The organism is Nonomuraea sp. ATR24 (genome assembly GCF_041950485.1).
Lineage (GTDB): Bacteria > Actinomycetota > Actinomycetes > Streptosporangiales > Streptosporangiaceae > Nonomuraea > Nonomuraea ceibae.
Map to the genome: position 1 here is coordinate 110,045 of NZ_JBGNUU010000006.1, position 21,412 is coordinate 131,456.

Here is a 21,412-nt window from a genome sequence, read left to right on the forward strand (position 1 = left end):
ATGCGACGTGTCCTGGTCACCGGCGCCGCGGGCCGCATCGGCCGGGCCGTGCTCGACCTGCTCGACCGGCGGGGGATCGCGGCCAGTGCCCTCGTGCTGGACGATCCGGGCGACCTGAAGGCCGACCGGGTCGTCGAGGGCAGCGCGACGGATCCGCACGCCGTGCGCCGCGCGCTCGACGGTGCCGACGCCGTCGTCCACCTCGCGGCGATCCCCACTCCCGAGCGGCATCCGGCCGAGGTGGTGTTCGCCACCAACACGCAGGCCACCTGCACCGTGCTGGAACAGGCGGGCCGGGCCGGGATCCGGCGGGTGTGCACGGCGGGCAGCACGGCGATCTCGGGACTGCCGTTCGCCGCGCGCACCCTCCACCCGCCGTACGTCCCGGTGGACGAGGAGCAGCCGTCACAGTCCGAGGACCCCTACGCGCTGTCGAAACAGGTCGACGAGCTGACCGCCCGGACGATGGCGCGGCGCTTCGGCATGTCGGTGGTCGTCCTGCGCCTGCCGTACGTCGGCGGCTTCGACGAGCGCCTGCTCGACTTCGCGCGAAGGTGCGAGCTGGACCCCGGCCTGCACGCGCCCGGCCTGTGGGCCTATCTGGAGACCCGCGACGCGGCGCGGGCGTGCCTGGCCGGCCTCGGCCCGGACGGCTTCCACGTCATCACCGTGGCCGCGCCGCAAACCCTGGTCTCCCACCCCACGGAGGAGCTGCTCCGCAGGTTCCACCCCACGGCCGAGCTCCGCCGCCGGCTGCCCGGGCGCACGGTCCCGCTGGACCTGACCAGGGCCGCCGCCGTCCTCGGCTTCGCCGCGGAGCTTCACGTGTGACGCGGGGCCGCCCTGCCGGAGGCGTGGCGGGAGAACACCTCCCGCACCTCCCGGGGAGAGCAGGCCAGGTGCGGACGGCCCGCGGGGATCAGCGGGACAGCCGGCGTAGGGCGATCTCGAACGGGCCCCGGTGGCCGATGCGGCGCATCCAGTCGGCCAGCACGATCGAGACCAGCCAGACCGCCACGCCGACGGCGATGACGGCGGCGGTGCCCAGGTCGTCGGCCAGGTCCAGCGTGAAGGGGTAGAACAGGGCGACGAACACGACGGACTGGAAGAGGTAGAAGGTCAGCGAGCGCCGGCCGAGCGCCGCCAGCGCGGTCGTGACCGGGCCGTGGGCGCCGCCGATCCTGACGGCGGCCAGGGCGACGGCGGCGGCCAGGGCGATGCCGCCGGTGTGACCGGTGAACGTGTGCGCGATCGCGGGCAGCCAGGTCGCGTCCGTCTTCCAGACGCCCGCCGAGATCAGCGCCATCGGCAGCCGGCCGGCGACGACCAGGGCGAGGAAGGTGAAGGTGACGCGGCGGAGCAGGGCCACGTGCAGCTCGGGGTCGTCGAGGATCCGGCGCCGGGCGGCCCAGATGCCGATCGTGATGCCGGGCACCACGAGCAGGACCACCCCCGGAGCCTTCCCCGCCCACACCAGCAGGTGCAGGAGCACCTGGCTGGGGAAGTCGTCCTTCATCATCGACGGCAGCGTCTCGGGGTGGCCGGCGACCTCGGCGGCGTGCGCCCGTACGGTCTGCCAGGCCAGCAGGCCAGTCATGGGCACCAGGGAGATCGCCGAGGTCCAGAGCAGGACCGAGTCACGGGCCCGCATGATCGGCGCCATGATCAGCAACGCCAGGCCGTAGGTGGAGACGATGTCGAGCGGCACCAGCAGCGTCGCGTGCAGGAAGCCGATGACCAGCAGCCAGAACCCCCGGCGGCGCAGCAGCTTGCGGACCGCGAGCCAGTCGTCGCCCTTGGCGAACCGGCCGGCGGCGAGCTGGCCGAGCCCGTAGCCGAACAGGAACACGAACATCGAGCGCGCCAGGTTGTCGGCGGCGAAGACCTTGAGGAACCGGCCGAAGGTGTTGAGCGCCGCCGGGCCGAGGTCGGCGTGGCTGATGAAGACCGGCGCGTGCGCCAGCGCGATCAGCAACAGCATGAAGCCGCGCGCCAGGTCCGGGGCGAGCGCGCGGGCTCGCGCCGGGGACGGCGCCCGCACGCTGCCCGAAGGGACGGTGGGCATGGGTCACTCCAGAGAGAGGGGAGGAAAGGGAACCGCGGCGTCGTCCGTCACCGGCCGGCGGTCAGGCGTCCCAGGTGACGGGCAGGCTCTTGACGCCGTAGATGTCGGCGATCTCCGGGCGCAGGGCGACCTGTCCGGCGGGCACGGCCAGGCGCAGCGTGGGGAAGCGCTGGACCAGGGCCGGGAGCGCGACGCGCAGCTCCACCCGGGCGAGCTGCTGGCCGAGGCACTGGTGGATGCCGTGGCCGAAGGCCAGGTGGCCGCCGTCCTGGCGGCGCAGGTCGAGCCTGTGCGGCCCGGGGAAGCGCTCGGGGTCGCGGTTGGCGGTGCCGAGGGACAGGATGACCGTCGTCCCGGCCTTGATCGGGTGGCCGCCCAGCTCGACGTCCTCCAGCGCGACCCGCACGAACTGCTTGGCCACGCTGAGGTAGCGCAGCAGCTCCTCCACGGCGGGGCCGGCGAGCGCGGGGTCGGCGCGCAGGGCGGCGAGCTGCTCCGGGTTCTCCAGCAGCGCGAACGTGCCCAGGGCGAGCATGTTGGCGGTGGTGTCGAGCCCGGCGGCCAGCAGGATCAGGGCCATCCCGCGCAGTTCCTCGTCGGTCAGGTCACTGTCGAGCAGGTCGCTGAGCACGTCGTCGGTGGGGTGGGCGCGCTTGGCGGCCACCAGGGCGGCGAGGTAGCCCTGGACGGCGGTGTAGGCCGCGATCAGGTCCTCGTCGCTGGTCTCCCCGTTCATGAACGTGTCGATGTCGTCCTGGAAGGAGCCGCGGTCCTCGTACGGGACCCCGAGCAGCTCGCAGATCATGATCGCGGGGATGGGCTTGGCGAAGGCGGTCACCAGGTCGGCGGGCGGCCCGGCCTGCTCCATCGCGTCCAGGTGCGCGGCGGTGACCTGCTCGACGCGCTCGGTCAGCAGCCGCATCCGCCGCACGGTGAACCGGCCCACCAGCGGCTTGCGGTAGCGGCTGTGCCTCGGCTCGTCCATCAGCAGGAACTCGCCGGGCGGCGCGGGCGGGACCTCGATGTCGCCGTAGTCGATCGTCGGGTGGTGCCTCATGAGCTCCTTGCGGGAGCTGAAGCGCGGGTCGGCCAGGATCGAGCGGGCCAGGTCGTAGCCGGTGACCAGCAGGCCCTGGTGCCCGTCGGCGAAGGGCAGGCGGCTGATCGGGCTCCGCTCGCGCGCCTCGACGAGCTCCTGGGGCGGGTCGAAGGGGCAGCCGGGCCGGCGCTCGGTCGGCAGCGCCGGCAGGGCGTGTTCGGTCATGACGCCTCCTTTCAGGAGATCTTGCGGCGGTAGGTGTTCATGGCGAAGCCGTAGGCGACGACGAGGATGCCGGCGCACCAGGCCAGGGCGACCCACAGGTCGGTGCCGACCGGCTGGCCGGCGAACAGGGCGCGGACGGCGTTGACGACGGAGGTGACCGGCTGGTTCTCGGCGAACCAGCGCACCGGTCCCGGCATGGTGTCGGTGGGCACGAACGCCGAGCTGAGGAACGGCAGGAAGATCAGCGGGTAGGAGAACGCGCTCGCGCCCTCCATCGTCCTGGCCGACAGGCCCGGGATGACGGCGATCCAGGTCAGCGCCAGCGTGAACAGGACCAGGATCCCGGCCACCGACAGCCACGCCAGGACTCCCGCCCCCGAGCGGAAGCCCATCAGCAGGGCCACCAGCATCACGACCGCGAGCGAGATCAGGTTGGCGACCAGCGAGGTCAGCACGTGCGCCCACAGCACCGACGAGCGCGCGGTGGGCATCGACTGGAAGCGTTCGAAGATGCCGCCCTGCATGTCCATGAACAGCCGGTAGGCGGTGTAGGCGATGCCCGAGGCGACGGTGATGAGCAGGATGCCGGGCAGCATGTAGTTCACGTACGAGCCCGAGCCTGTCCTGATCGCGCCGCCGAACACGTACACGAACATCAGCATCATCGCGATCGGCATGATCGCGGTCGTGATGATGGTGTCGGGGCTGCGCGCGATGTGGCGCAGGGAGCGTCCCAGCAGGACGGCGGTGTCGCCGAAGAAGTGCTTGCTCATGGTCGTCCCCTTCAGGCTTTCGTGCCGACGAGGCTGAGGAAGACGTCCTCCAGGGTCGGCTGCTTCTCGACGTACTCGACCTTGGCGGGCGGGAGCAGCCGCTTGAGCTCCTCCAGGGTGCCGTTGACCAGGATGCGGCCTTCGTGCAGGATCGCGATCCGGTCGGCGAGTTGTTCGGCTTCGTCCAGGTACTGGGTGGTGAGCAGCACCGTGGTGCCGCCCGCGGCGAGCTCCCTGACGGCCTGCCACACCTCGATCCGCGCCTGCGGGTCGAGGCCGGTCGTCGGCTCGTCGAGGAAGATGACCGGCGGGTGGCCGATCAGGCTCATCGCGATGTCCAGGCGGCGGCGCATGCCGCCGGAGTAGGTGGCGACCCTGCGCGCGCCGGCGTCGGTCAGCGAGAACCGGGCGAGCAGGTCGTCGGCGATCCCGCCCGGGTCCTTGAGGTGGCGCAGGCGGGCGACCAGCACGAGGTTCTCCCGCCCGGTGAGGATCTCGTCGACCGCGGCGAACTGCCCGGTGAGGCTGATCGACTCGCGGACGTCCGGCGCCTGCGTGGCGACGTCGAAGCCGTTGACGCGGGCCGTCCCGGCGTCGGCCTTGAGCAGCGTGGACAGGATCTTCACGGCGGTGGTCTTGCCCGCCCCGTTGGAGCCGAGCAGGGCGAAGATGCTGCCCCGCGCCACGGTGAAGTCCACGCCGCGCAGCACGTGCAGATCCTTGTACGACTTCTCCAGGCCCTGCACCTGGATCGCCTGAACTTCCTGGGTCGTCATCGCGGGGTCCTGTCCTCCTGCGCGGCGCGCTCGACGGCGCTGGTGAAGCGGGCACGCTCGCGGGCCCTGTACTGCCGGTAGCGCTTCTTGTCCTCCAGTGACCCGGTGACGATCTCCAGGTACCGGAGGGCGCGGCTCGTCGGCCATGTCCGCCTGCCTCCTTCGTGAAGCCGTTGCCGACGACTACTCGGTGACGCTGACTACCGGTACAAAGTAACACTGACTACCGCTATCTAGCAACACCGAGTAGCTGGCAGCAGGAGTGGCATTTGGGGTGATTGATACGCTTGACGGCCACATAACCGAACAGATGGGGGTGTCTCGCCTGATGCTCGAGTCGCTCGGTGACCACTGCGCCCACGTCCTCACGACCACCCCGTCCGCCTCGGTGTCCGTCGCCGTCGCCCGGGACGGCGCGCCGGTCCACGCCGAGGCGTTCGGCCTGGCGGACCTGGAGGAAGGCCGGCCCGCCACCACCGGCACCGCCTACCTGCTCGCCTCCATCACCAAGCCGATGATGGCCACCGCCGTGTGCCTGGCCGCAGAGGAAGGGCTGCTCGGCCTCGACGACCCGGTGGAGAAGCACCTGGACGGACTCCGGCTCGCCCGGCCCCGGGATCACGGCGAGCCGACCGTGCGCGAGGTGCTCCAGCACCGGGCCGGGCTCGGCAGCCACTACGACTTCGCCTACGCGCCCGCCCCGAGCGTGACGGCGCGGCAGGCCGTCGAGCGCTACGGCACGCTGTACCGCGAGCCGGGCTCCGGCTTCGAGTACTCCAACCTCGGCTACGGCGTCCTGGACCTCGTCCTGCGGTCGGTCACCGGCCAGGATCCCGCCGGCTTCGTCAGGGATCGCGTCTTCACCCCCCTGGGGCTGCGGAGCTGCCACATCGGCCCGGAGTACCGGGGCCCCGCCCAGGAGGCGGCGCGGCACACCGCCGACGGCGGCCGCTACCCGGTCTGCGACACCAGCCACCGGGGAGCCACGCTGGCCTGGGCGACCGCCACCGACCTGGCGATGTTCGGGCTGTCCTGCGCGGACGCGCCCGGCGTGCTGGGCCGGGACTCGCGGGCGGCCATGCTGGACGCCCTGCCGATCGGCCCCGGGCTGGGATACGGGCTGGGCTGGTTCGTCTCGCGCCAGGGCGCGCACACCGTCGTGAGCCACAGCGGAAGCATGGGCGGCGTCGCCACGATGCTCGTGGTGGTGCCCGAACTGCGGCTGGCCGCCTGCGTGCTCACCAACCGCACCGGCGCGGCCGTGCGCGAATCGGTGCTCGTCCATCTCATGGGCGAACTGGTGCCCGGATTCACCCGGGCATCGCTGCCGCCGCCCGCTGACGCCCCGGCCCGCGAGATGACGGTCCCCGCGGGCGTCTGGGAAGGGCGTATCGACACCTACGAGGGCGGCGTCCCGCTCGTCCTGCGCGTGCGGGACGGGCAGGCGGAGGTGTCGCTGGACGGCGGCGAGCCGGTGGCGGGCGAGCTGGCCACCGCCACCCCGGAGTGGGACCTGCGCGCCCTGTTCGCGGTGCAGCTCCCCACGGCGGACGCGCGGGCCGACTCGCCGCTGCTCAACCTGGACCTCAACGAGCGGGACGGCGTGCTGACCGGCGCCGCCCGGGCGCTGAAGGACGGCGAGCAGGGCGGCCTGCTCGGCAACTTCCTCAGCCACTGGTGCGAACTGCGTCTCACCGACAGCTAGAAACCGGGCCGCACCCGAACCTCGGCACCTCTATGACTACACACGTGTGTAGTATACGATCCAGCCGTGTAGCCAGATGCGCGACGGAGTAGGAGGCTTGGTCATGGCGAGGGTGGAAGCGGACCCGGAGGACCTGACCGCGCGTGCCCGCATCCGCGACGCCGCGCTGCGGCAGTTCGGCGAGCTCGGTTTCGAACGGGCGACCATCCGCGGGATCGCCGAGGCGGCGGGCGTGTCCTCAGGGCTGGTACGCCACCACTTCGGCTCCAAGGAGGCGCTGCGTGAGGAGTGCGAGCAGTTCCTCATCAAGTCGCTGCGCCGGCTCAACGACGAGACCCGCGCCGACCCGACGCCCCGGCAGGCGAACCCGGTCGCCGCCGCCCAGCGGATGTTCGGCGCGTACCAGCCCTACCTCGCCCGCGCCCTGGCCGAAGGGCGCGCCGCGGCCGTGTTCGACGAGATGGTGCGGATGGCCGAGGAATGGCTGGAGGAGGCCGACAAGGCCCGCCCCGACCCGCCCTTCGCCAGCCGGAAGGCCCGCGCCACCGTCGGCACCGCCATGAGCCTGGCCGTCCCCGTGCTGCACCAGCACATCTCCCGGGGGCTCGGAGTCGACCTCCACGGGCCCGAGGGCTCGCACCTGCTCGCCCTGGTCCTGCTCGACCTCTACTCCCACCCCCACCTCACCCCGGAGGCGGCGGCGTCGCTGCGCGACGCCCTCGAAAAGCTCCGGGACCCCTCACCCTGACGCGCGCGTACCCCGTAGGACCGCGCCGCAGGGCGTGGCGATCGCGCCCCGATCGGACCACCCCTCCTGAACGACACCACCGGAGCACACCCATGACCCCTGCCATCGAAACCTCCGGGCTCGTCAAGACCTTCGGGCCGGTACGCGCCCTCGACGGACTCGACCTCTCCGTCGGCAGCGGCGAGATCCACGGCTTCCTCGGCCCCAACGGGGCGGGCAAGTCCACCACCATCCGCATCCTGCTGGGCCTCATGCGAGCCACAGCCGGGCGCGCCACGCTCCTGGGCGGCGACCCCTGGAGCGACGCCACCGCGCTGCACCGGCGGCTGGCGTACGTGCCCGGCGACGTGGAGCTGTGGCCCAACCTCACCGGCGGCGAGGCCATCGACCTGCTCGGCCGGCTGCGCGGCGGCATCGACGCCGGGCGGCGCGACGAGCTGATCGCGGCCTTCCAGCTCGACCCCACGAAGAAGGGCCGCACCTACTCCAAGGGCAACCGGCAGAAGGTCGCCCTCGTGGCCGCCTTCGCCTCCGACGTGGAGCTGCTGATCCTGGACGAGCCGACCTCCGGGCTGGACCCGCTCATGGAGGCGGTCTTCCAGGAGATCGTCGCCGGCCTGAAGGACGCCGGGCGGACCGTGCTGCTGTCCAGCCACATCCTCGCCCAGGTCGAGAAGCTGGCCGACCGGGTCAGCATCATCAGGCAGGGCCGGATCGTCCAGGCCGGCACCCTGGCCGAGCTGCGGCACCTGACCCGCACCATCGTGGAGGCCGAGACCGCCGCCCCCGTCACCGGCCTGCCCGCCCTGCCCGGCGTGCACGACGCGACGGCCTCCGGTGCTCGGGTGCGCTTCAGCGTGGACGCCGAACACCTCGACGCCGCCGTCAAGCACCTGGGCGCGTTCGGCATCCGGGCGCTGACCAGCCACCCGCCGACGCTTGAGGAGCTCATGCTCCGCCATTACGGCAACGAGCGTCACCACGGCAACGAGCGTCACTACGGCAACGAGGGTCACTACGGCGACGGGGCGGCGGCATGAGCGCGACCATGACCCGGGGCGGCGCGCTGACCGGCACCGGCATCCTGCTGGGGCTGGCCCTGCGCCGCGACCGGATCAAGCTGCCGGCCTGGACGCTGATCATCGCCCTGTTCGTGCCCTACTTCGCCACCGTGGCGGCCAGGACCAACCCGACCCCCGAGGCGCTGCGCCGCACGATGGACATGATGGACGTGCCCATGCTGCGGCTGTTCACCGGTCCCTCGTACGGCACGGGCGACCTCACGGTCCAGCGCTACCTGATCGCGGTCTACTTCGTGGAGTTCCTGCTGGGCGCCGCGCTGATGAACATCCTGCTCATCGCCCGCCACACCCGCGCCGAGGAGCAGAGCGGCCGGGCCGAGCTGATCCGGGCCGCCGTCGTCGGACGGCACGCCCCGCTCACGGCCGCCCTGCTCCTCAGCGTCATCACCACCGCCGTGCTGGCCGGGCTCATGACCGTCACGGCGATCGGCGCGGGGCTGCCCGCCGGCAGCGCGCTGCTGTTCGCCGTGGCCACGGCGGCGACGGGGCTCGTCTTCGCCGGGGTGACCGCGGTGAGCGTGCAGCTGACCGAGCACGCGCGGGCCGCGGCCGGCATCGCGGGCGGGGTGCTGGGCGTCGTATGGGTGATCCGGGGAGCGGGAGCCGTCCAGGACACCGAGGGCGGCGGGCTGACCTGGCTCTCCCCGCTGGGGTGGTCGCAGCTCACCCGCGTGCTGGCGGACGAGCGCTGGTGGCCGCTGGGCCTGTCCGCCGCGCTGACCGCGGTCCTCGTGACGGCCGCGTACGCGCTGGCGGCCCGGCGGGACCTCGGCGCCGGAGTGGTCGCCACGCGCCCCGGCCCGGCGTCGGCGCCTGGCTGGCTGCGCTCGCCGGCGGCGCTGTCCCTGCGCCTGCAGCGCTCCTCCATCCTGTGGTGGAGCGGCTCGCTGGTCGCCGGCGGCCTGGTCTTCGGCGCCCTCGCCGGGTCGATGCGCGACGGCCTCGCCACGGACTTCCTCGACGCCGGGCCCGACGTCCTCAGCGGCTACCTCAGCCTCATGGTGGTCGGCATGTCGTTCATCGTGGGGATCTTCGCCATCCTCGCGGTGACCAGACTGCGGACGGAGGAGGTGCGCGGGCGGGCCGCCCCGCTGCTGACCACGCCGACCAGCCGGTGGGCCTGGCTCGGCTCGTCCCTGCTGGTGACCGCCGCCGCGGCGGTGACGCTGCTGGCCCTGTCGGGCCTGGCCCTGGGGGCCGGCGCCGCGCTGTCGCTGGGCGACGGCGGCTACGTGGGGGAGCTCACCGGCGCGGTCCTCGCCCGCGCCCCCGAGATCCTGCTGCTCCTGGCGATCACGCTGGCGCTGTACGGGTTCGCGCCCAGGGCCGTCGCCGTGGCCTGGGCGGTGCTCGCCTACGGCGGGTTCGTCCGGTTCTGGGCGACGGATCTGCCGGCGGCGCTGAAGGCCCTGTCCCTGTTCGACCACATCCCGCGGATGCCGATCGAGGGCTTCACCCCCACCCCGCTGGTGACGCTCACCGTCCTGGCGGCCGGGGTGACCCTGCTCGGCCTGTACGGGTTCCGCCGCCGCGACCTGGACGGATAGCCGGGACCCTCCGGTAGGGGGTCAGCGGCCGTCGTAGCCGGCGAACATCGGCGGCAGCTCTTCCGGGGTGAGCGCGGTCGGGCCGAAGAGCCAGTCCACATGCCCGTAGTCGTAGGGATCGCGAGCGCGGAGCACCTCGTTGCGCCACGTCCGCTTCTCCCCGTCGTGATGCCACAGCTCGCCCCAGGCGCGGGCGGTGGTCTGCACGCGGCGGCAGTGCCGGACGCGTACGGCGTTGTAGGCGGCCAGCGCGGCGTCCCAGCCGACCCCGGCCGCGGGGACCCTCTCCGCCCGGCCGCTCGCGTGCTCGGCCAGCACCCACGCGTCCTCGATCGCCATGACGGCGCCCTGGGCCAGGTACTGCAGCGGCGGGTGCGCCGCGTCACCGGTGAGCGCTATCCGGCCGCGGACCCAGTTCGCGAGGGGGTCGCGGTCGAACATCCGCCACCAGCGGTCGCGCCACATCAGCGGCAGACCGGCGCGCACCTGCTCGCAGGCGCCGGTGAACGCCGCGTCGAGCTCGTCCGGCGTGCCCCAGTCGGCCTCTCCCGCCAGCGCCTTCGGCGACTCGAACACCGCGACCTGGTTGAACATCTCCCCGTTGCGCAGCGCGTACTGGACGAAATGGCACCGGGGGCCGACGTGGACGACCACGTCATCGGGCTGCGTCGGCAGGTGGGCGACCTGTTCGAAGGGCACGGCGCCGCGGTAGGCGACGTACGCCGAGTTGACGGGGGCGTCGTCGCTCATGATGCGGCGCGCCACCGAGTGCAGCCCGTCGGCGGCGAGCACGACCCGCCCGAACTCCCGCCCGCCGTCGTGAACGGCGAAGGCCCCTCCTCCGGCCTGCTCGTACCCCGTCACGGTGACGTCGTTGACGAGCTCCACCCCGGCCCGCCGGCAGGCGCGCAGCAGCGCGCCGTGCAGGTCGCTGCGATGGATCACCAGGTACGGGAAGCCGTAGCGCCGCTCGACGTCCCGCAGGTCGAGCACGGTGAGGACGTCACCGTCGAGCGCGTCCCTCATGACGATGCTCCGGGGCAGCACGCCGAGGGACGTGACCTCGTCGAGCAGCCCCCAGTGGTGCAGGATGCGGGTGCAGTTGGGCGCGATCTGCAGCCCGGCGCCGACCTCGCCGAACTCGTGCGCCTGCTCCAGCAGCCGCACCCGCAGGCCCTTGCGGGTGAGCGCCAGGGCGTTGGCCAGCCCGCCGATGCCGCCGCCCACCACCACGACGTCGTGGCCCCGTACAGACATGACCGGTGATTGCCTTTCTCGACGCGTGCCGGACTAGAGCCAGCGGGGGAGCCTGGGCGCCGGGCCGCCGCCGGGAGCCGTGACGCCGTCCGACCGGCGGCCGGAGAGGTAGGCCGCCAGACCGGCCAGGGTGCCGGTGACCCGGGCGGGCTCGCCGGAGCCGGGCACGGTCCACGTGCCGTCGTGGCCGGTGGCCGTCAGGACCAGCGCGGGCCCGGCGGCGGACCGCCCGGCGGCGATGTCGTCGATCAGGGCGGCGAGGAAGCCGGCCGGCAGATCGTCGAACTCCACGCCCGCGCCCAGGTCGACGGCGTGCACCATGACCTCGCGGGCACGCATCCAGGGGATCTCCTCGGCGGTCACCGTGCGGCCCTGGGCGGTGCGCACGTGCCGCTCCCACTGCGACCGGTCCAGCTCGGCGAGTCGCGCGTCCAGGGTCAGCGCGGCTCGCGCGAGCCAGGCGCGCAGCTCGGCCGCCGGCAACGCGGCGCCGGCCTCGATGTCGGCGTCCCGCCGCTCGGGGGAGGGGTACATCGGCCGCTCCTCGCCGGTGCGGGCCCAGTGCGCCAGGTTGACCAGCGCGTCGGCGTTGGCCGCCAGGTGCGCGAGCAGGTGCCTGCCGCTCCAGCCGGGGAGCCGGGACGGCCCGTCGAGCCGATCGTCCGGCAGCGCGGCCAGCGCCCTGCCGAGGATCGCGCCGCCCTGCGCCATCCACCGCAGGGCGTCGGCGCGGCTCCGGTACGCGGCCGTCATGCGACCGGCCCCGCGATTCCGCCGGTGGTGTGCTTCACGTGCTGGGTCCTTCCACGTCGGAGCGGTCCAGGCGCAGCGCCTCGAAGATCGGGCCGTCGCTGAACCGGAAGAGGTCGAGCGCGCCCGAGTCGGAGTCGGACGCCGAGGCCTCGGACCGCGCCGAGAACGGCGTCCAGGACGGCACGACGAACAGGTCGCCCCTGGTGACCGGCCACGACACGTCGCCGACCGTGACCCGGCCGCTGCCGTCGAAGACCTGGTAGACCGAGGAGCCGGTCTCCCGGCGGGGCGCCGTCTCCGCGCCGCGCCGGATCCGGTGCATCTCGACCCGGATGGTCGGCAGCACGTCGCCGCCGGTGGTGGGGTTGACGTAGCGGACCGCCGCGTGACCGGGCTCGACCGTCGCCACATGACCCTCGGCCTCCAGCGCGAGCTGGTCGGCCAGCGCCCGGTCGGTGTCGGCCCACCGGTAGGCCAGCAGCGGCGTGGCGGGCCGGGAGCCGGGGAACGCCACCGGGCGCAGGCCCGGATGCCCCCACAGCCGCTCCGACCGGGACCGCTCCGGGGTGGTGCGCTCGGCCGCGCCGATCCGGTCACGGCCGGGCTCGAAGAACTGGGACTCGGTCACGTACTGGAACGGGATGTCCAGCCCGTCGATCCACGCCATCGGCCGGTCGGCGGCGTTGTGGTGGGCGTGCCAGTTCCAGCCGGCCTGCGGCAGGAAGTCGCCGCGGCGCATGGGCACCGGATCGCCGCCGACGACCGTCCACACGCCCTCGCCCTCGACGACGAAGCGGAACGCGTGCTGGGTGTGCCGGTGCTCCGGCGCGTCCTCGCCCGGCATCAGGTACTGGATCGCCGCCCACAGCGTCGGCGTCGCGAACGGCCGCCCGCCGAGCGCCGGGTTCGCCAGCGCGATCGCCCGCCGCTCCCCGCCCCGGCCGACCGGCACCAGGCGCCCCGAGCGCTCCGCCAGGGCCAGCAGGCTCTCCCACCGCCACAGGTGCGGGACCGCCTTCGACCGGGGGTGCGGCGGCATCAGGTCGCCGATCTCGGTCCACAGCGGGACCAGCAACTCCTTCTCGAAGCCGCGGTACAACTCCGCCAGCGCCGGCGTCGGCGACGGCTGGCCGGGGGAGTCCACCACGGACAGGCGAACCGGGGAGTCCGCTGTCTCGGTCATGTCAGCTCCTTGGTCGGTCGACGCGGACCCCAGCTTGTCCCGCGAGGCGCGAAAGAGAACAGCAGATTCTGCTGTGCAGAATCTTCCGGACCCAGCGGCGATCCGGCAGGCGGGTCAGCCGTGCGGGCGGCGCAGGAACTCGCGAGCCCCGCGCAGGCGCGTGCCCAGGAGCCCCTGCGTACGGGCGCCGTCCAACCGGACGTCCAGCGCTGCGCCCGGGCCGGTCTGTGCCCGGCGGCCATGGGGGAGGTCGCTCGGGTCGTGCCCGGCCCGGCGGGCGATCAGCCGGCCGAGCTCGTACCGGCTGACCGCGTCCGCGCCCGCCAGGTGGACGATGCCCGCGTGACCGCCCGCCGCCACCTCCAGGAGAGCGGCCGCGAGGTCCCCGACGTACACCGGACAGCGGACCACGTCGGTGAACAGCACCCCTGCGCGATGCCTCATGGCCAGCGCGTGGACGAACTCCTCGTGCTTGGAGTCGCCGTCACCGATGATCAGGGAGGTCCGGGCGACGACGGCCGCCGGGTCCAGCGCCTGGACCGCCGTCTCGGCCGCTGCCTTGGCGGCCCCGTACGGGGTGACCGGATCCGGGAGCGCGTCCTCGTCGTAGCGGACCCTCGTACCGGAGAAGACGGCGTCGCTGGAGACGTGCACCAGCCGGCACCCGTGCGCTTTCGCGGCGACCGCCACGTGTGCGGCCCCGTCAGCCGTGGTCGCCCAGTCGGCTCCTCCGGACGCGGCGTTGATCACGATCGACGGCCGTGTGGCGGCGATGACGGCGGCGATCTGATCCGGGATGCGGAGGTCGACCGGCGACCACCGGGCTTCCGGGCCGCTCTGAGGCCGGGTGGTGTAGGTCGCTGTGACACTGTGCCCGGCAGCGTGCGCTAGCCGGACCAGCCGGCTGCCCAGATGGCCGCTGCCGCCCACGATCAGGATGCTCATGCGGCGCCACACTACGAGCTCCGCCGATGCGCCGGCCCTTGACCGGGGATCCTCCTCGTGGTTCAGTACCTGTCAATCGATCGATAGGGAAGCTGTTCATGGGGATTGCGGAGATCCAGCAGGTGGCGGTGAGCCTGTTCGCGCAGAAGGGGTATGCGGCGACGGGCATCCGGGAGCTCGGGCGGGCCGCGGGCATCACGTCGGCGACCCTCTACCACTACGCCGGGTCCAAGGAGGAGATCCTCACCGGCATCATGCGGGCGTGCCTGGAGGAGCTGCTGCGGTCGGCGCGCGAGGCGGTGGGCGGCTCGGCGGATCCGGCCGTGCGGCTGGCTCGTCTGGTACGGGTGCATGTGGGGTTGTGCGCGCTCAACCCGCTGACGGCGAAGGTGACCGACCAGGAGATCCGGGCGCTGACCGCCGATGACCACAGGCTGCTCGTCGGGCTCCGCGACGACTACGAGTCGATCTTCGCCGGGGTGATCGAGGACGGCATGAGCACGGGCGTCTTCCGGCTCGCGGATCAGCGTGTCGCCCGCCTGGCCCTGCTGGAGATGTGCAACGGCGTGGCCAACTGGTACCGGCCCGACGGCCGGCTGGGCGTCGCCGAGCTGCAGGACCAGTTCGTGGAGCTGGCCTGCCGTCTCATGGGGGCGCCGGCGCGGAGGCCGGGGGAGCAGGGGGAGCTTCCGGCTCCCGTCCGGCTGGCGAGCGAGCCGGTCGCCGAGCGCGCGGAGGTGGCGGGGTGAGCGTCATCGACGCCCGGGTACGGCTCCCGCAGGAGCTCCGCCCGGCCACCGCGTACGCCGCCCCGCGCCAGCAGGTCGAGCAGTACGACAGGGTCCTGCAGCTGACGGACAAGATGAACGCCGGCCGCCTCGCCGATCTGCTGCAGGCCATGGACGACGAGGGCATCGGCCGGGCCGTCATGCACGCCGAGTCCGAGGGCGGCGAGCCGGCGGAGGCGCTCAACGAGGCGCTGTGCCGGGTCCTGGCCGACCATCCCGGCCGGTTCGCGGGCATCGGATGCGTCGACGTCGCCGAGTCGCGGCCGACGCGGATCGCCCGGCAGGCGGCCTCGATCGCCGGTCTCGGCCTGCTGGGGGTCACGGTGCAGCCGGCGTTCTTCGGGCTGGACATCGACGACCGCCGCCTGTATCCCCTGTATTCGCGGGCCGAGGAGCTGGGCCTGATCGTGGCGGTGCACACGGGCATCACCTACAGCCGGATGCACCCGCTGCGGCACGAGCGGCCGGAGCTGCTGGACCAGGTGGCCTGCGACTTCCCGGACCTGAAGCTGATCGCCTGCCACGCGGGCTGGCCGTGGGTGACCGAGTACTGCGCCGTGGCGCGCCGCCACCCGACGGTCTACCTGGAGTTCGGCGCGCTGGCGCCGCGATACGTCGCCAGGGCGGGGACCGGCTGGGATCCGCTGTTCGGCATGATGCGCAACGTCCTGCGTGACCAGGTGCTCTACGGCAGCGACTGGCCGATGATGGCTCCGGCCCGCGCCCTCGCCGAGTGGCGGGAGTCCGGGCTGCCGGACGCGGCGCTGCGGGCGCTCTTCCACGACAACGCCTCCCGCCTGTTCGGGTTCGGCGGGGCGGCCCGGTGACGGGCGGCGTCACGCTGTCCGCCATGCTCGGCCGGGCGGCGGCCGACACCCCTGACGGCGTCTTCCTCCGTACGCGTGAAGGAGATCTGACCTACCGCGAGACCGAGGAGCGGTCGGCCGGGCTCGCGGCGGCGTTCGCCCGGGCGGGAGTGGGCGCGGGCGCCCGCGTCGCGCTGCTGATGGGCAACAGTCTCGAACAGGTCGTCGTCTGGTTCGCGCTGGCGCGGCTGGGCGCGGTGCACGTGCCGCTCAACACCGCCCTGCTGGCCGAGCAGCTGACGCACGCGCTGCGGGTGGCCGGGGCGTCGGCGCTGGTCGCGGACGCCGAGTTCCTGCCGGTCGTCACGCCGGTGCTCGATCGGCTGCCCGAGCTGAGGCGGGTCGTCGTCAACGGCCCGCCGGGCGAGCCCGGGTACGAGGACCTGGCCGCGTACCGGGACTGCCCGGACCGGGCTCCGCGGGCCGAGGTGGACGAGCTGGGCGCGGCCACCCTGCTGTTCACCTCCGGCACGACCGGCGTGTCCAAGGCGTGCGTGCTGTCGCACCGATACCTCGCCAGGCAGGCGCAGCTCCATGCCGCGAACCTGGGCCTGCGCGGCGACGACGTCCTCTACTGCCCTTTCCCGCTGTTCCACATCGACGCGGCCACCCTGACCGTCGGGGCGGCCCTGGCCTGCCGTGGCACCGCCGCGCTCGGCCGCCGCTTCAGCGCCTCGCGGTTCTGGGACGACGTGCGCGACTTCGACGCGTCCGTGTTCAACTTCATGGGCGCGACGCTGACGATCCTCTGGAAGCGGCCACCCGGCGAGAGGGACCGCGACCACCGGGTCAGGCTGGCGTGGGGCGTGCCCATGCCCGCGTGGCACCGGGAGTGGGAGGAGCGGTTCGGCATCCCGCTCCGGCAGGTGTACGGGCTCACCGACGGCGGGGTGCCCGTCTACGACCCCGTCGAGGGCCCGCGCAGGCCCGGCACGTGCGGCCGGGTGATCCCGGAGTTCGACGTCCGGATCGTGGACGACGCCGGGCGCCCGCTGCCCAGCGGGCGGATCGGCCAGATCATCGTACGGGGCCGCGAGCCGGGGCTGGTGATGAACGGCTACCACGCGATGCCCGAGGCCACCGCGCGGGTCCTGAGGGACGGCTGGCTGTACACCGGCGACCTCGGCACGCTCGACGACGACGGCTACCTGACCTTCGAGGGCAGGCTCAGCGACTCCATCCGCCGCCGGGGCGAGAACATCTCCGCCTACGAGGTGGAACAGCTCCTCACCCGGCACCCGGCGGTCGTGGAGGCGGCGGCCGTCGGCGTGCCCAGCGAGCTGACGGAGGAGGACGTCAAGGCCGTCGTGGTCGTCCGGCCCGGCGCGAGCCTGACCGCCGAGGAGCTGCACCGGTTCTGCGTGGACACCGCGCCGGGCTTCATGGTGCCCCGCTACATCGAGCTCGTGCCGGCCCTGCCGAGGACCCCGACGCAGAAGGTCGAGAAGTTCCGCCTGCGCCAGGCCGGGATCACCCCGGCGACCTGGGACAGCCAGGCGCGGCCGGACCATGACCAGCGCCAGGCAGGAGACTGAACGATGTCCCGGATCCTGCGTCACGTTCCTCTGACGATGCGCGACGGCGTACGCCTCGACGCGAACGTCCACCTGCCCGGCGGCCACTCCGCCGCCGGGTCGCCGGTGATCGTGGCCGCGAACCCGTACGCCAAGGACGTGTGGTTCGGCCCGCGGACGGCCCCGCACCTGGAGAGGTTCACCCGGGCCGGGTACGCGGTCGCGGTGGTCGACTTCCGCGGGACCGGCGCCTCGGAAGGGGTCAAGCAGGACGCGTTCGAGCGGGTCGAGCAGGACGACATCCACGACGTCGTCGAGGAGCTGGCCGCACAGGAGTGGTGCGACGGGAGGGCCGCGGTCTGGGGCCTGTCCTACGGCGGCATCACGGCGCTGCGCGCGGCGGCCGGCGGGCCTCCGTCGCTGCGCGCGGTGGTGGCGATCGAGGGATCGACGGACCCCTACACCGACGAGGTGGCGCGCAGGGGCGCCGTCGGGCTGGCCATGATCATCGGCGAGTGGTCGGCGATGATGCTGGCGCTGACCGCCCTGCCGCCCGAATCGCCCTGGCTGCCCCGGTCGGCGTTCTCCGCGCGGCTCCGGGCGGCCAGGCCCTGGCACGAGGCGTGGGCGGAGCACCCGCACCGGGACCACTACTGGCGGGGCCGGGAGGTCGACCCCGCCGCCATCGAGGTGCCGACCCTCCTCTTCACCGGCTGGCGCGACACCAACGTCGCCGGCGCGTGGCGCGACTTCGCGGCGATCCGGGCGCCCCGCCGCATCGTCTGCGGGCCGTGGCTGCACGGCATGCCGGAAGGGCAGGAGCGGGCGCCGGTCGACTCCGTGGCGCTGGCCATCGCCTGGTTCGACGAGCACGTACGGGACATCCGGCCCGAAGGCCCGCCGGCGCCGGCCGTGTCGGCGTACGTCATGGGCGCCGAGCGGTGGGAGTTCGCCGAGCGGTATCCGGCCGTGCCGCCCGTCGATCACGTCCTCCACCTCGCGGCCGGCGCACTGCGCACCGGCCCGCCCGCGACGCCGGGCCGGGTCTCCGTCCGCTTCGACGCGACGGTCGGAGTCGCCGCCGGGCTGGGGATGTCGGCGGCTCCCGGCGACCAGGCGCGGGACGCGGCCCGCTCCGCCGTCTTCACCTCCGAGGCGCTCGGCGCGAGCCTGGACCTCGCGGGGGAGCCGCGCGTCAGCCTCTCGCTGCTCGTCCCGCACCTCGACGTGGACGTGGCCGCCAACCTCAACGACCTCGCGCCGGACGGCCGCGCCACGCTGATCACCCGCGCGTTCCAGCGCCTGTCCAACCCGCCGCCCTACACCGGGACGCCCCGGCCGTCGGACGCCGGGCATCGGGTCGAGCTCGCCTTCGACCCCACCCGCTACCGGTTCAGGCCCGGGCACCGCCTCCAGCTGACGCTCAGCGCGGCGGCCTTCCCCGAGCACTGGCCGCACCTGTCCGGCAGCGGCTACGACGTGCTCGTCGGCCCGCCGCACGGCAGCGCGCTCCACCTGCCCGCGATCCCCACGGCCGACGAGACGCCCCCGTTCGAGCTGCCCGCGCCCATCGCCGTGGAAGGCGGCGATCGGATGCTCGACCGGGTCGTGCCCGTGACCGTCGAGGAGAGCCCGGACGGCACGGAGGTCGTCGTGCGCGGCGGTCACCGGTCGGCAGGCCGCACCCTCGGGGGCGATCCCGTGGAGCTCCTGCACGCGTACGAGATCTCGGCACGCGCCCACGACCCCTCGGCGACGCGGCTCAGCACGCGGACCGACATCAGCGTGGGCATGGCCGGGAGCCTGCGGAGCGCCCACGCCACCTGCGAGATCAGCCCGTACGGGTCGGCCGCCACGTTGCGCGTCACCGGCGACGGCATCGACCACTCCGCCACCTGGGACACGCCGTCGCGAACGTGAGCGGAGGTCAGCGCCCCTCCCTGTCACCGGCGAGGTGGACGATGTGGAGGCCGCGCAGCCGGTCGGCGTCGGTGTCGATGGCGATGTGCGAGATCTTCCCGTCGTGGACGGTGAACGTGATGACGGCCTTCGGGCGGCCACGATGCGACCAGACGGCCGCCGGGACGCCGTCGACCAGGGCGAGCCGGGCCGCCTGCGCCCGCCCGGCGAAGAACGCCGCGACCGCTTCGGCGCCGCGGATCTCGACGGCCACGGCCTCCGGATCGAGCAGCTCGACCAGCGCGGCGAAGTCCCCGCCCCGGGCCGCGGCCAGGAACGCCTCGACGACCTCCCGTTTCGCCGACCGGGCCGCGCCGGAGGCGTCCGCCGTTCCCCGCACCTGGCGCCGGGCCCGGCTGGCGAGCTGCCGGGCGGCGGCGGGGGAGCGGTCGATGACGGCGCCGATCTCGGCGAACGAGACGGCGAAGACGTCGTGCAGCACGAACGCGAGCCGCTCGGCGGGAGTCAGCGTGTCCAGCACCACCATCAGCGCGACACCGACCGAGTCGGCCAGCAGCGTCTCGTCCTCGGGGGTGGCCCGGGCCGGGTGGCCGCTCGGCGGCGGCGCGGCCGGCTCGGGCGGCAGCGCCCCGGCCGGCTCCTCACGCCGGGCGCGGCGCGCTTCGAGCATGTTCAGGCAGACGCGGGCGACGATCGTGGTCAGCCACCCGCCCGGGTTCTCCACCTGGCCGGTGTCGGCGCGGCCGACCCGCAGCCACGCCTCCTGCACCGCGTCCTCGGCCTCGGCGGGGGAGCCGAGCATCCGGTAGGCGACCGCGTGCAAGCGGCTCTGGTGCTCGGCGAACCGTTCGCTCAGCCAGTCCTGCTCGACCATTCGTCACATTCCTCCGTCCGGTCCTGTCATACCGATTGACCGGCGGACAGCCGCCGATGTGACAGCCGAGCTCCCCTGGAAGAGGCGACCATGCCGAAACACCTGAAGACCGCCCTGTACTGGTTCATCGCCCTGCAGTTCGCGCTGGGCGCCGTGACCAAGTACTGGCCCGGAGACACGATCTTCGGTCCGGCGTACTCCGTGAAGTTCGCCGACTGGGGCTACCCGTCCTGGATGCGGTTCGTGGTCGGGGCCCTGGAGGGCGTCGCCGCCGTCCTGCTGGTGATCCCCGGCCGGCGCACGCGCTTCCTGGGGGCCACGGTGCTGATGTTCGTGCTCACCGGGGCGGTGACCACCCACATCGTCAACCACGACCCGGCGGTGGAGAGCTGGGCCGCCCCCACCCACCTCGTCATCATGGGCGTCATCGCGCTGGTCAACTGGCCCGCCCACTGGCGGGCGGCGGCTCCTCAGGTGGCGGGTCCGGCTCGTCGAGAAGCCGGAGATCGGACGGGGTGATCGTGGCGGAGGCCAGCAGCGCGATGATCAGGTTGTGGTTGAGCGTGTTGCCCAGCGGCGGCGGGATCTCCTCCTCCAGGAGTCCGGGCACGCGGGCGCTGAGCCGCTTGCGCGTCTGGGTGACGATGTGGGCCGCGCGCTTGGCGGTCCACCGCTCGCCGGGACGGACGCGGGCGAGTTCGTCGGCGACCTGAGCCCAGGTCAGCGGCTGCGGCCACGGCTCCGGCCGAAGATAGCGCTGCCCCAGGCAGACCAGGACCAGGCGTTCGGTGGCGCTCAGGGGGTGTCCCGCGGGTTCGCGGGTGTCGGCCTCCTGGCGGGCCGGCGCGGCCGGAGCCGGCGGCCCCGCGACGACCCGCACCTCCAGCAGGTGCTCGCGTTCGGGGCCGACGACGAACAGCGGTGTGTACGCCACGGGCAACGCCACCCGGTGCCGGGTGAGCACCAGCCGCCCACCCGGCAGGCGGATGGGCAGGTTGCCGAGGTTGTGCAGCACCCACCGCCCGTCCTGGCGGCTGATGGACCCCTGCCGCCGGCTGACGTACGGGTCGTCGGGGCCGACGCAGACGTGGACGTCCGGCTCGCAGCGCCCGAACACCACCTCGAACCCGGCGTCGGGCGCGACCCGGATCCCGCCCTTGGCCCCCCGGACGTACAGCGTGCCGGGAACGGCCGGGGGGAGATCCGCGGAGTCCCGCGGCAGGAGGTCCACCTTGCTCGCGGTCCCGCGCCTCGTCCCCGCCATGCCGCCGATCCTCCCCGCCCGCCCCGGGGGGAGTCAACCAGGTCCTGACACCCGAACTACTCGTCAGTAAGCTTGTGGAAGATCTGCT

General features: G+C 73.5%; 20 protein-coding genes. 10 read left to right on the forward strand and 10 right to left on the reverse strand.

What is annotated here, in order from left to right; all coding sequences use genetic code 11:
- The gene (locus ACBI99_RS17650) at positions 1–831 is read left to right on the forward strand and encodes an NAD(P)-dependent oxidoreductase (RefSeq protein ID WP_219509113.1); all 831 of its coding nucleotides are present in this window, start codon (positions 1–3) and stop codon (positions 829–831) included.
- A gap of 88 nt (positions 832–919) precedes the next feature.
- Here ACBI99_RS17650 and ACBI99_RS17655 read toward each other — a convergent pair whose 3' ends face one another.
- The 4 genes from ACBI99_RS17655 to ACBI99_RS17670 all read right to left on the reverse strand — a co-directional run bounded on the left by ACBI99_RS17655 (position 920) and on the right by ACBI99_RS17670 (position 4,878).
- Positions 920–2,065, reverse strand: coding sequence for a DUF418 domain-containing protein (locus ACBI99_RS17655; RefSeq protein ID WP_375072735.1), 1,146 nt, complete (start codon positions 2,063–2,065; stop codon positions 920–922).
- Between the two features lie 61 nt (positions 2,066–2,126).
- Positions 2,127–3,329, reverse strand: a complete 1,203-nt coding sequence (locus tag ACBI99_RS17660; protein WP_375072736.1) for a cytochrome P450 — start codon at positions 3,327–3,329, stop codon at positions 2,127–2,129.
- An 11-nt stretch (positions 3,330–3,340) separates the two neighbouring features.
- The gene (locus tag ACBI99_RS17665) at positions 3,341–4,102 is read right to left on the reverse strand and encodes an ABC transporter permease (RefSeq protein ID WP_219509318.1); all 762 of its coding nucleotides are present in this window, start codon (positions 4,100–4,102) and stop codon (positions 3,341–3,343) included.
- A gap of 11 nt (positions 4,103–4,113) precedes the next feature.
- Positions 4,114–4,878 (reverse strand): ABC transporter ATP-binding protein, encoded by a 765-nt coding sequence (locus tag ACBI99_RS17670; protein ID WP_375072737.1) that lies wholly within the window; start codon positions 4,876–4,878, stop codon positions 4,114–4,116.
- Between the two features lie 328 nt (positions 4,879–5,206).
- Here ACBI99_RS17670 and ACBI99_RS17675 point away from each other — a divergent pair, with 328 nt between their 5' ends.
- The 4 genes from ACBI99_RS17675 (at position 5,207) to ACBI99_RS17690 (ending at position 9,960) form a co-directional block, all read left to right on the forward strand.
- Positions 5,207–6,583, forward strand: a complete 1,377-nt coding sequence (locus tag ACBI99_RS17675; protein WP_375072738.1) for a serine hydrolase domain-containing protein — start codon at positions 5,207–5,209, stop codon at positions 6,581–6,583.
- Positions 6,584–6,686: 103 nt separating this feature from the next.
- Positions 6,687–7,331, forward strand: coding sequence for a TetR/AcrR family transcriptional regulator (locus ACBI99_RS17680; protein WP_219509321.1), 645 nt, complete (start codon positions 6,687–6,689; stop codon positions 7,329–7,331).
- Between the two features lie 92 nt (positions 7,332–7,423).
- Positions 7,424–8,371, forward strand: a complete 948-nt coding sequence (locus ACBI99_RS17685; RefSeq protein ID WP_375072739.1) for an ATP-binding cassette domain-containing protein — start codon at positions 7,424–7,426, stop codon at positions 8,369–8,371.
- Positions 8,368–9,960, forward strand: coding sequence for an ABC transporter permease (locus tag ACBI99_RS17690; protein WP_375072740.1), 1,593 nt, complete (start codon positions 8,368–8,370; stop codon positions 9,958–9,960). Before ACBI99_RS17685 ends, ACBI99_RS17690 begins: the two co-directional genes overlap by 4 nt.
- A 21-nt stretch (positions 9,961–9,981) precedes the next feature.
- On the opposite strand, the gene ACBI99_RS17695 is transcribed toward ACBI99_RS17690, so the two are convergent.
- The 4 genes from ACBI99_RS17695 to ACBI99_RS17710 form a co-directional block, all read right to left on the reverse strand.
- Complete coding sequence (locus ACBI99_RS17695) at positions 9,982–11,217, reverse strand: FAD-dependent monooxygenase (RefSeq protein WP_375072741.1); 1,236 nt, start codon at positions 11,215–11,217, stop codon at positions 9,982–9,984.
- Positions 11,218–11,250: 33 nt separating this feature from the next.
- Positions 11,251–11,970 (reverse strand): maleylpyruvate isomerase family mycothiol-dependent enzyme, encoded by a 720-nt coding sequence (locus ACBI99_RS17700; protein WP_375072742.1) that lies wholly within the window; start codon positions 11,968–11,970, stop codon positions 11,251–11,253.
- A gap of 34 nt (positions 11,971–12,004) precedes the next feature.
- Positions 12,005–13,153 carry a cupin domain-containing protein gene (locus ACBI99_RS17705; RefSeq protein ID WP_375072743.1) on the reverse strand — a complete coding sequence of 383 codons (1,149 nt, stop codon included), beginning with the start codon at positions 13,151–13,153 and terminating at the stop codon, positions 12,005–12,007.
- A 114-nt stretch (positions 13,154–13,267) separates the two neighbouring features.
- Positions 13,268–14,098, reverse strand: a complete 831-nt coding sequence (locus ACBI99_RS17710) for an SDR family oxidoreductase (RefSeq protein WP_375072744.1) — start codon at positions 14,096–14,098, stop codon at positions 13,268–13,270.
- 98 nt (positions 14,099–14,196) lie between these two features.
- Here ACBI99_RS17710 and ACBI99_RS17715 point away from each other — a divergent pair, with 98 nt between their 5' ends.
- From ACBI99_RS17715 to ACBI99_RS17730, 4 genes are read left to right on the forward strand one after another with little or no spacing between them, the layout of a single operon-like run.
- Positions 14,197–14,847, forward strand: coding sequence for a TetR/AcrR family transcriptional regulator (locus ACBI99_RS17715; RefSeq protein ID WP_357589301.1), 651 nt, complete (start codon positions 14,197–14,199; stop codon positions 14,845–14,847).
- Entirely contained in the window at positions 14,844–15,713 is an 870-nt protein-coding gene (locus tag ACBI99_RS17720; RefSeq protein ID WP_219509328.1) for an amidohydrolase family protein, read from the forward strand. Before ACBI99_RS17715 ends, ACBI99_RS17720 begins: the two co-directional genes overlap by 4 nt.
- Positions 15,710–17,287, forward strand: a complete 1,578-nt coding sequence (locus ACBI99_RS17725; RefSeq protein WP_375072745.1) for an AMP-binding protein — start codon at positions 15,710–15,712, stop codon at positions 17,285–17,287. Before ACBI99_RS17720 ends, ACBI99_RS17725 begins: the two co-directional genes overlap by 4 nt.
- Before the next feature lie 3 nt (positions 17,288–17,290).
- Positions 17,291–19,186 carry a CocE/NonD family hydrolase gene (locus ACBI99_RS17730; protein ID WP_219509330.1) on the forward strand — a complete coding sequence of 632 codons (1,896 nt, stop codon included), beginning with the start codon at positions 17,291–17,293 and terminating at the stop codon, positions 19,184–19,186.
- Between the two features lie 7 nt (positions 19,187–19,193).
- Here ACBI99_RS17730 and ACBI99_RS17735 read toward each other — a convergent pair whose 3' ends face one another.
- Positions 19,194–20,060, reverse strand: a complete 867-nt coding sequence (locus tag ACBI99_RS17735) for a sigma-70 family RNA polymerase sigma factor (protein WP_375072746.1) — start codon at positions 20,058–20,060, stop codon at positions 19,194–19,196.
- Between the two features lie 90 nt (positions 20,061–20,150).
- Here ACBI99_RS17735 and ACBI99_RS17740 point away from each other — a divergent pair, with 90 nt between their 5' ends.
- Positions 20,151–20,579 carry a DoxX family protein gene (locus ACBI99_RS17740; RefSeq protein ID WP_375072747.1) on the forward strand — a complete coding sequence of 143 codons (429 nt, stop codon included), beginning with the start codon at positions 20,151–20,153 and terminating at the stop codon, positions 20,577–20,579.
- On the opposite strand, the gene ACBI99_RS17745 is transcribed toward ACBI99_RS17740, so the two are convergent.
- Positions 20,497–21,324 (reverse strand): hypothetical protein, encoded by an 828-nt coding sequence (locus ACBI99_RS17745; protein ID WP_375072748.1) that lies wholly within the window; start codon positions 21,322–21,324, stop codon positions 20,497–20,499. The genes ACBI99_RS17740 and ACBI99_RS17745 overlap by 83 nt on opposite strands.
- Positions 21,325–21,412 lie beyond the last annotated feature (88 nt).

Coding starts and splice junctions, on each gene's coding strand:
- ACBI99_RS17660 (WP_375072736.1), bottom strand. CDS start 3,329: ATGACCGAACACGCCCTGCCGGCGCTGCCGACCGAGCGCCGGCCCGGC.
- ACBI99_RS17705 (WP_375072743.1), bottom strand. CDS start 13,153: ATGACCGAGACAGCGGACTCCCCGGTTCGCCTGTCCGTGGTGGACTCC.
- ACBI99_RS17715 (WP_357589301.1), top strand. CDS start 14,197: ATGGGGATTGCGGAGATCCAGCAGGTGGCGGTGAGCCTGTTCGCGCAG.
- ACBI99_RS17700 (WP_375072742.1), bottom strand. CDS start 11,970: ATGACGGCCGCGTACCGGAGCCGCGCCGACGCCCTGCGGTGGATGGCG.
- ACBI99_RS17695 (WP_375072741.1), bottom strand. CDS start 11,217: ATGTCTGTACGGGGCCACGACGTCGTGGTGGTGGGCGGCGGCATCGGC.
- ACBI99_RS17665 (WP_219509318.1), bottom strand. CDS start 4,102: ATGAGCAAGCACTTCTTCGGCGACACCGCCGTCCTGCTGGGACGCTCC.
- ACBI99_RS17670 (WP_375072737.1), bottom strand. CDS start 4,878: ATGACGACCCAGGAAGTTCAGGCGATCCAGGTGCAGGGCCTGGAGAAG.
- ACBI99_RS17710 (WP_375072744.1), bottom strand. CDS start 14,098: ATGAGCATCCTGATCGTGGGCGGCAGCGGCCATCTGGGCAGCCGGCTG.
- ACBI99_RS17655 (WP_375072735.1), bottom strand. CDS start 2,065: ATGCCCACCGTCCCTTCGGGCAGCGTGCGGGCGCCGTCCCCGGCGCGA.
- ACBI99_RS17685 (WP_375072739.1), top strand. CDS start 7,424: ATGACCCCTGCCATCGAAACCTCCGGGCTCGTCAAGACCTTCGGGCCG.
- ACBI99_RS17650 (WP_219509113.1), top strand. CDS start 1: ATGCGACGTGTCCTGGTCACCGGCGCCGCGGGCCGCATCGGCCGGGCC.
- ACBI99_RS17680 (WP_219509321.1), top strand. CDS start 6,687: ATGGCGAGGGTGGAAGCGGACCCGGAGGACCTGACCGCGCGTGCCCGC.
- ACBI99_RS17730 (WP_219509330.1), top strand. CDS start 17,291: ATGTCCCGGATCCTGCGTCACGTTCCTCTGACGATGCGCGACGGCGTA.
- ACBI99_RS17690 (WP_375072740.1), top strand. CDS start 8,368: ATGAGCGCGACCATGACCCGGGGCGGCGCGCTGACCGGCACCGGCATC.
- ACBI99_RS17740 (WP_375072747.1), top strand. CDS start 20,151: ATGCCGAAACACCTGAAGACCGCCCTGTACTGGTTCATCGCCCTGCAG.
- ACBI99_RS17745 (WP_375072748.1), bottom strand. CDS start 21,324: ATGGCGGGGACGAGGCGCGGGACCGCGAGCAAGGTGGACCTCCTGCCG.
- ACBI99_RS17675 (WP_375072738.1), top strand. CDS start 5,207: ATGCTCGAGTCGCTCGGTGACCACTGCGCCCACGTCCTCACGACCACC.
- ACBI99_RS17735 (WP_375072746.1), bottom strand. CDS start 20,060: ATGGTCGAGCAGGACTGGCTGAGCGAACGGTTCGCCGAGCACCAGAGC.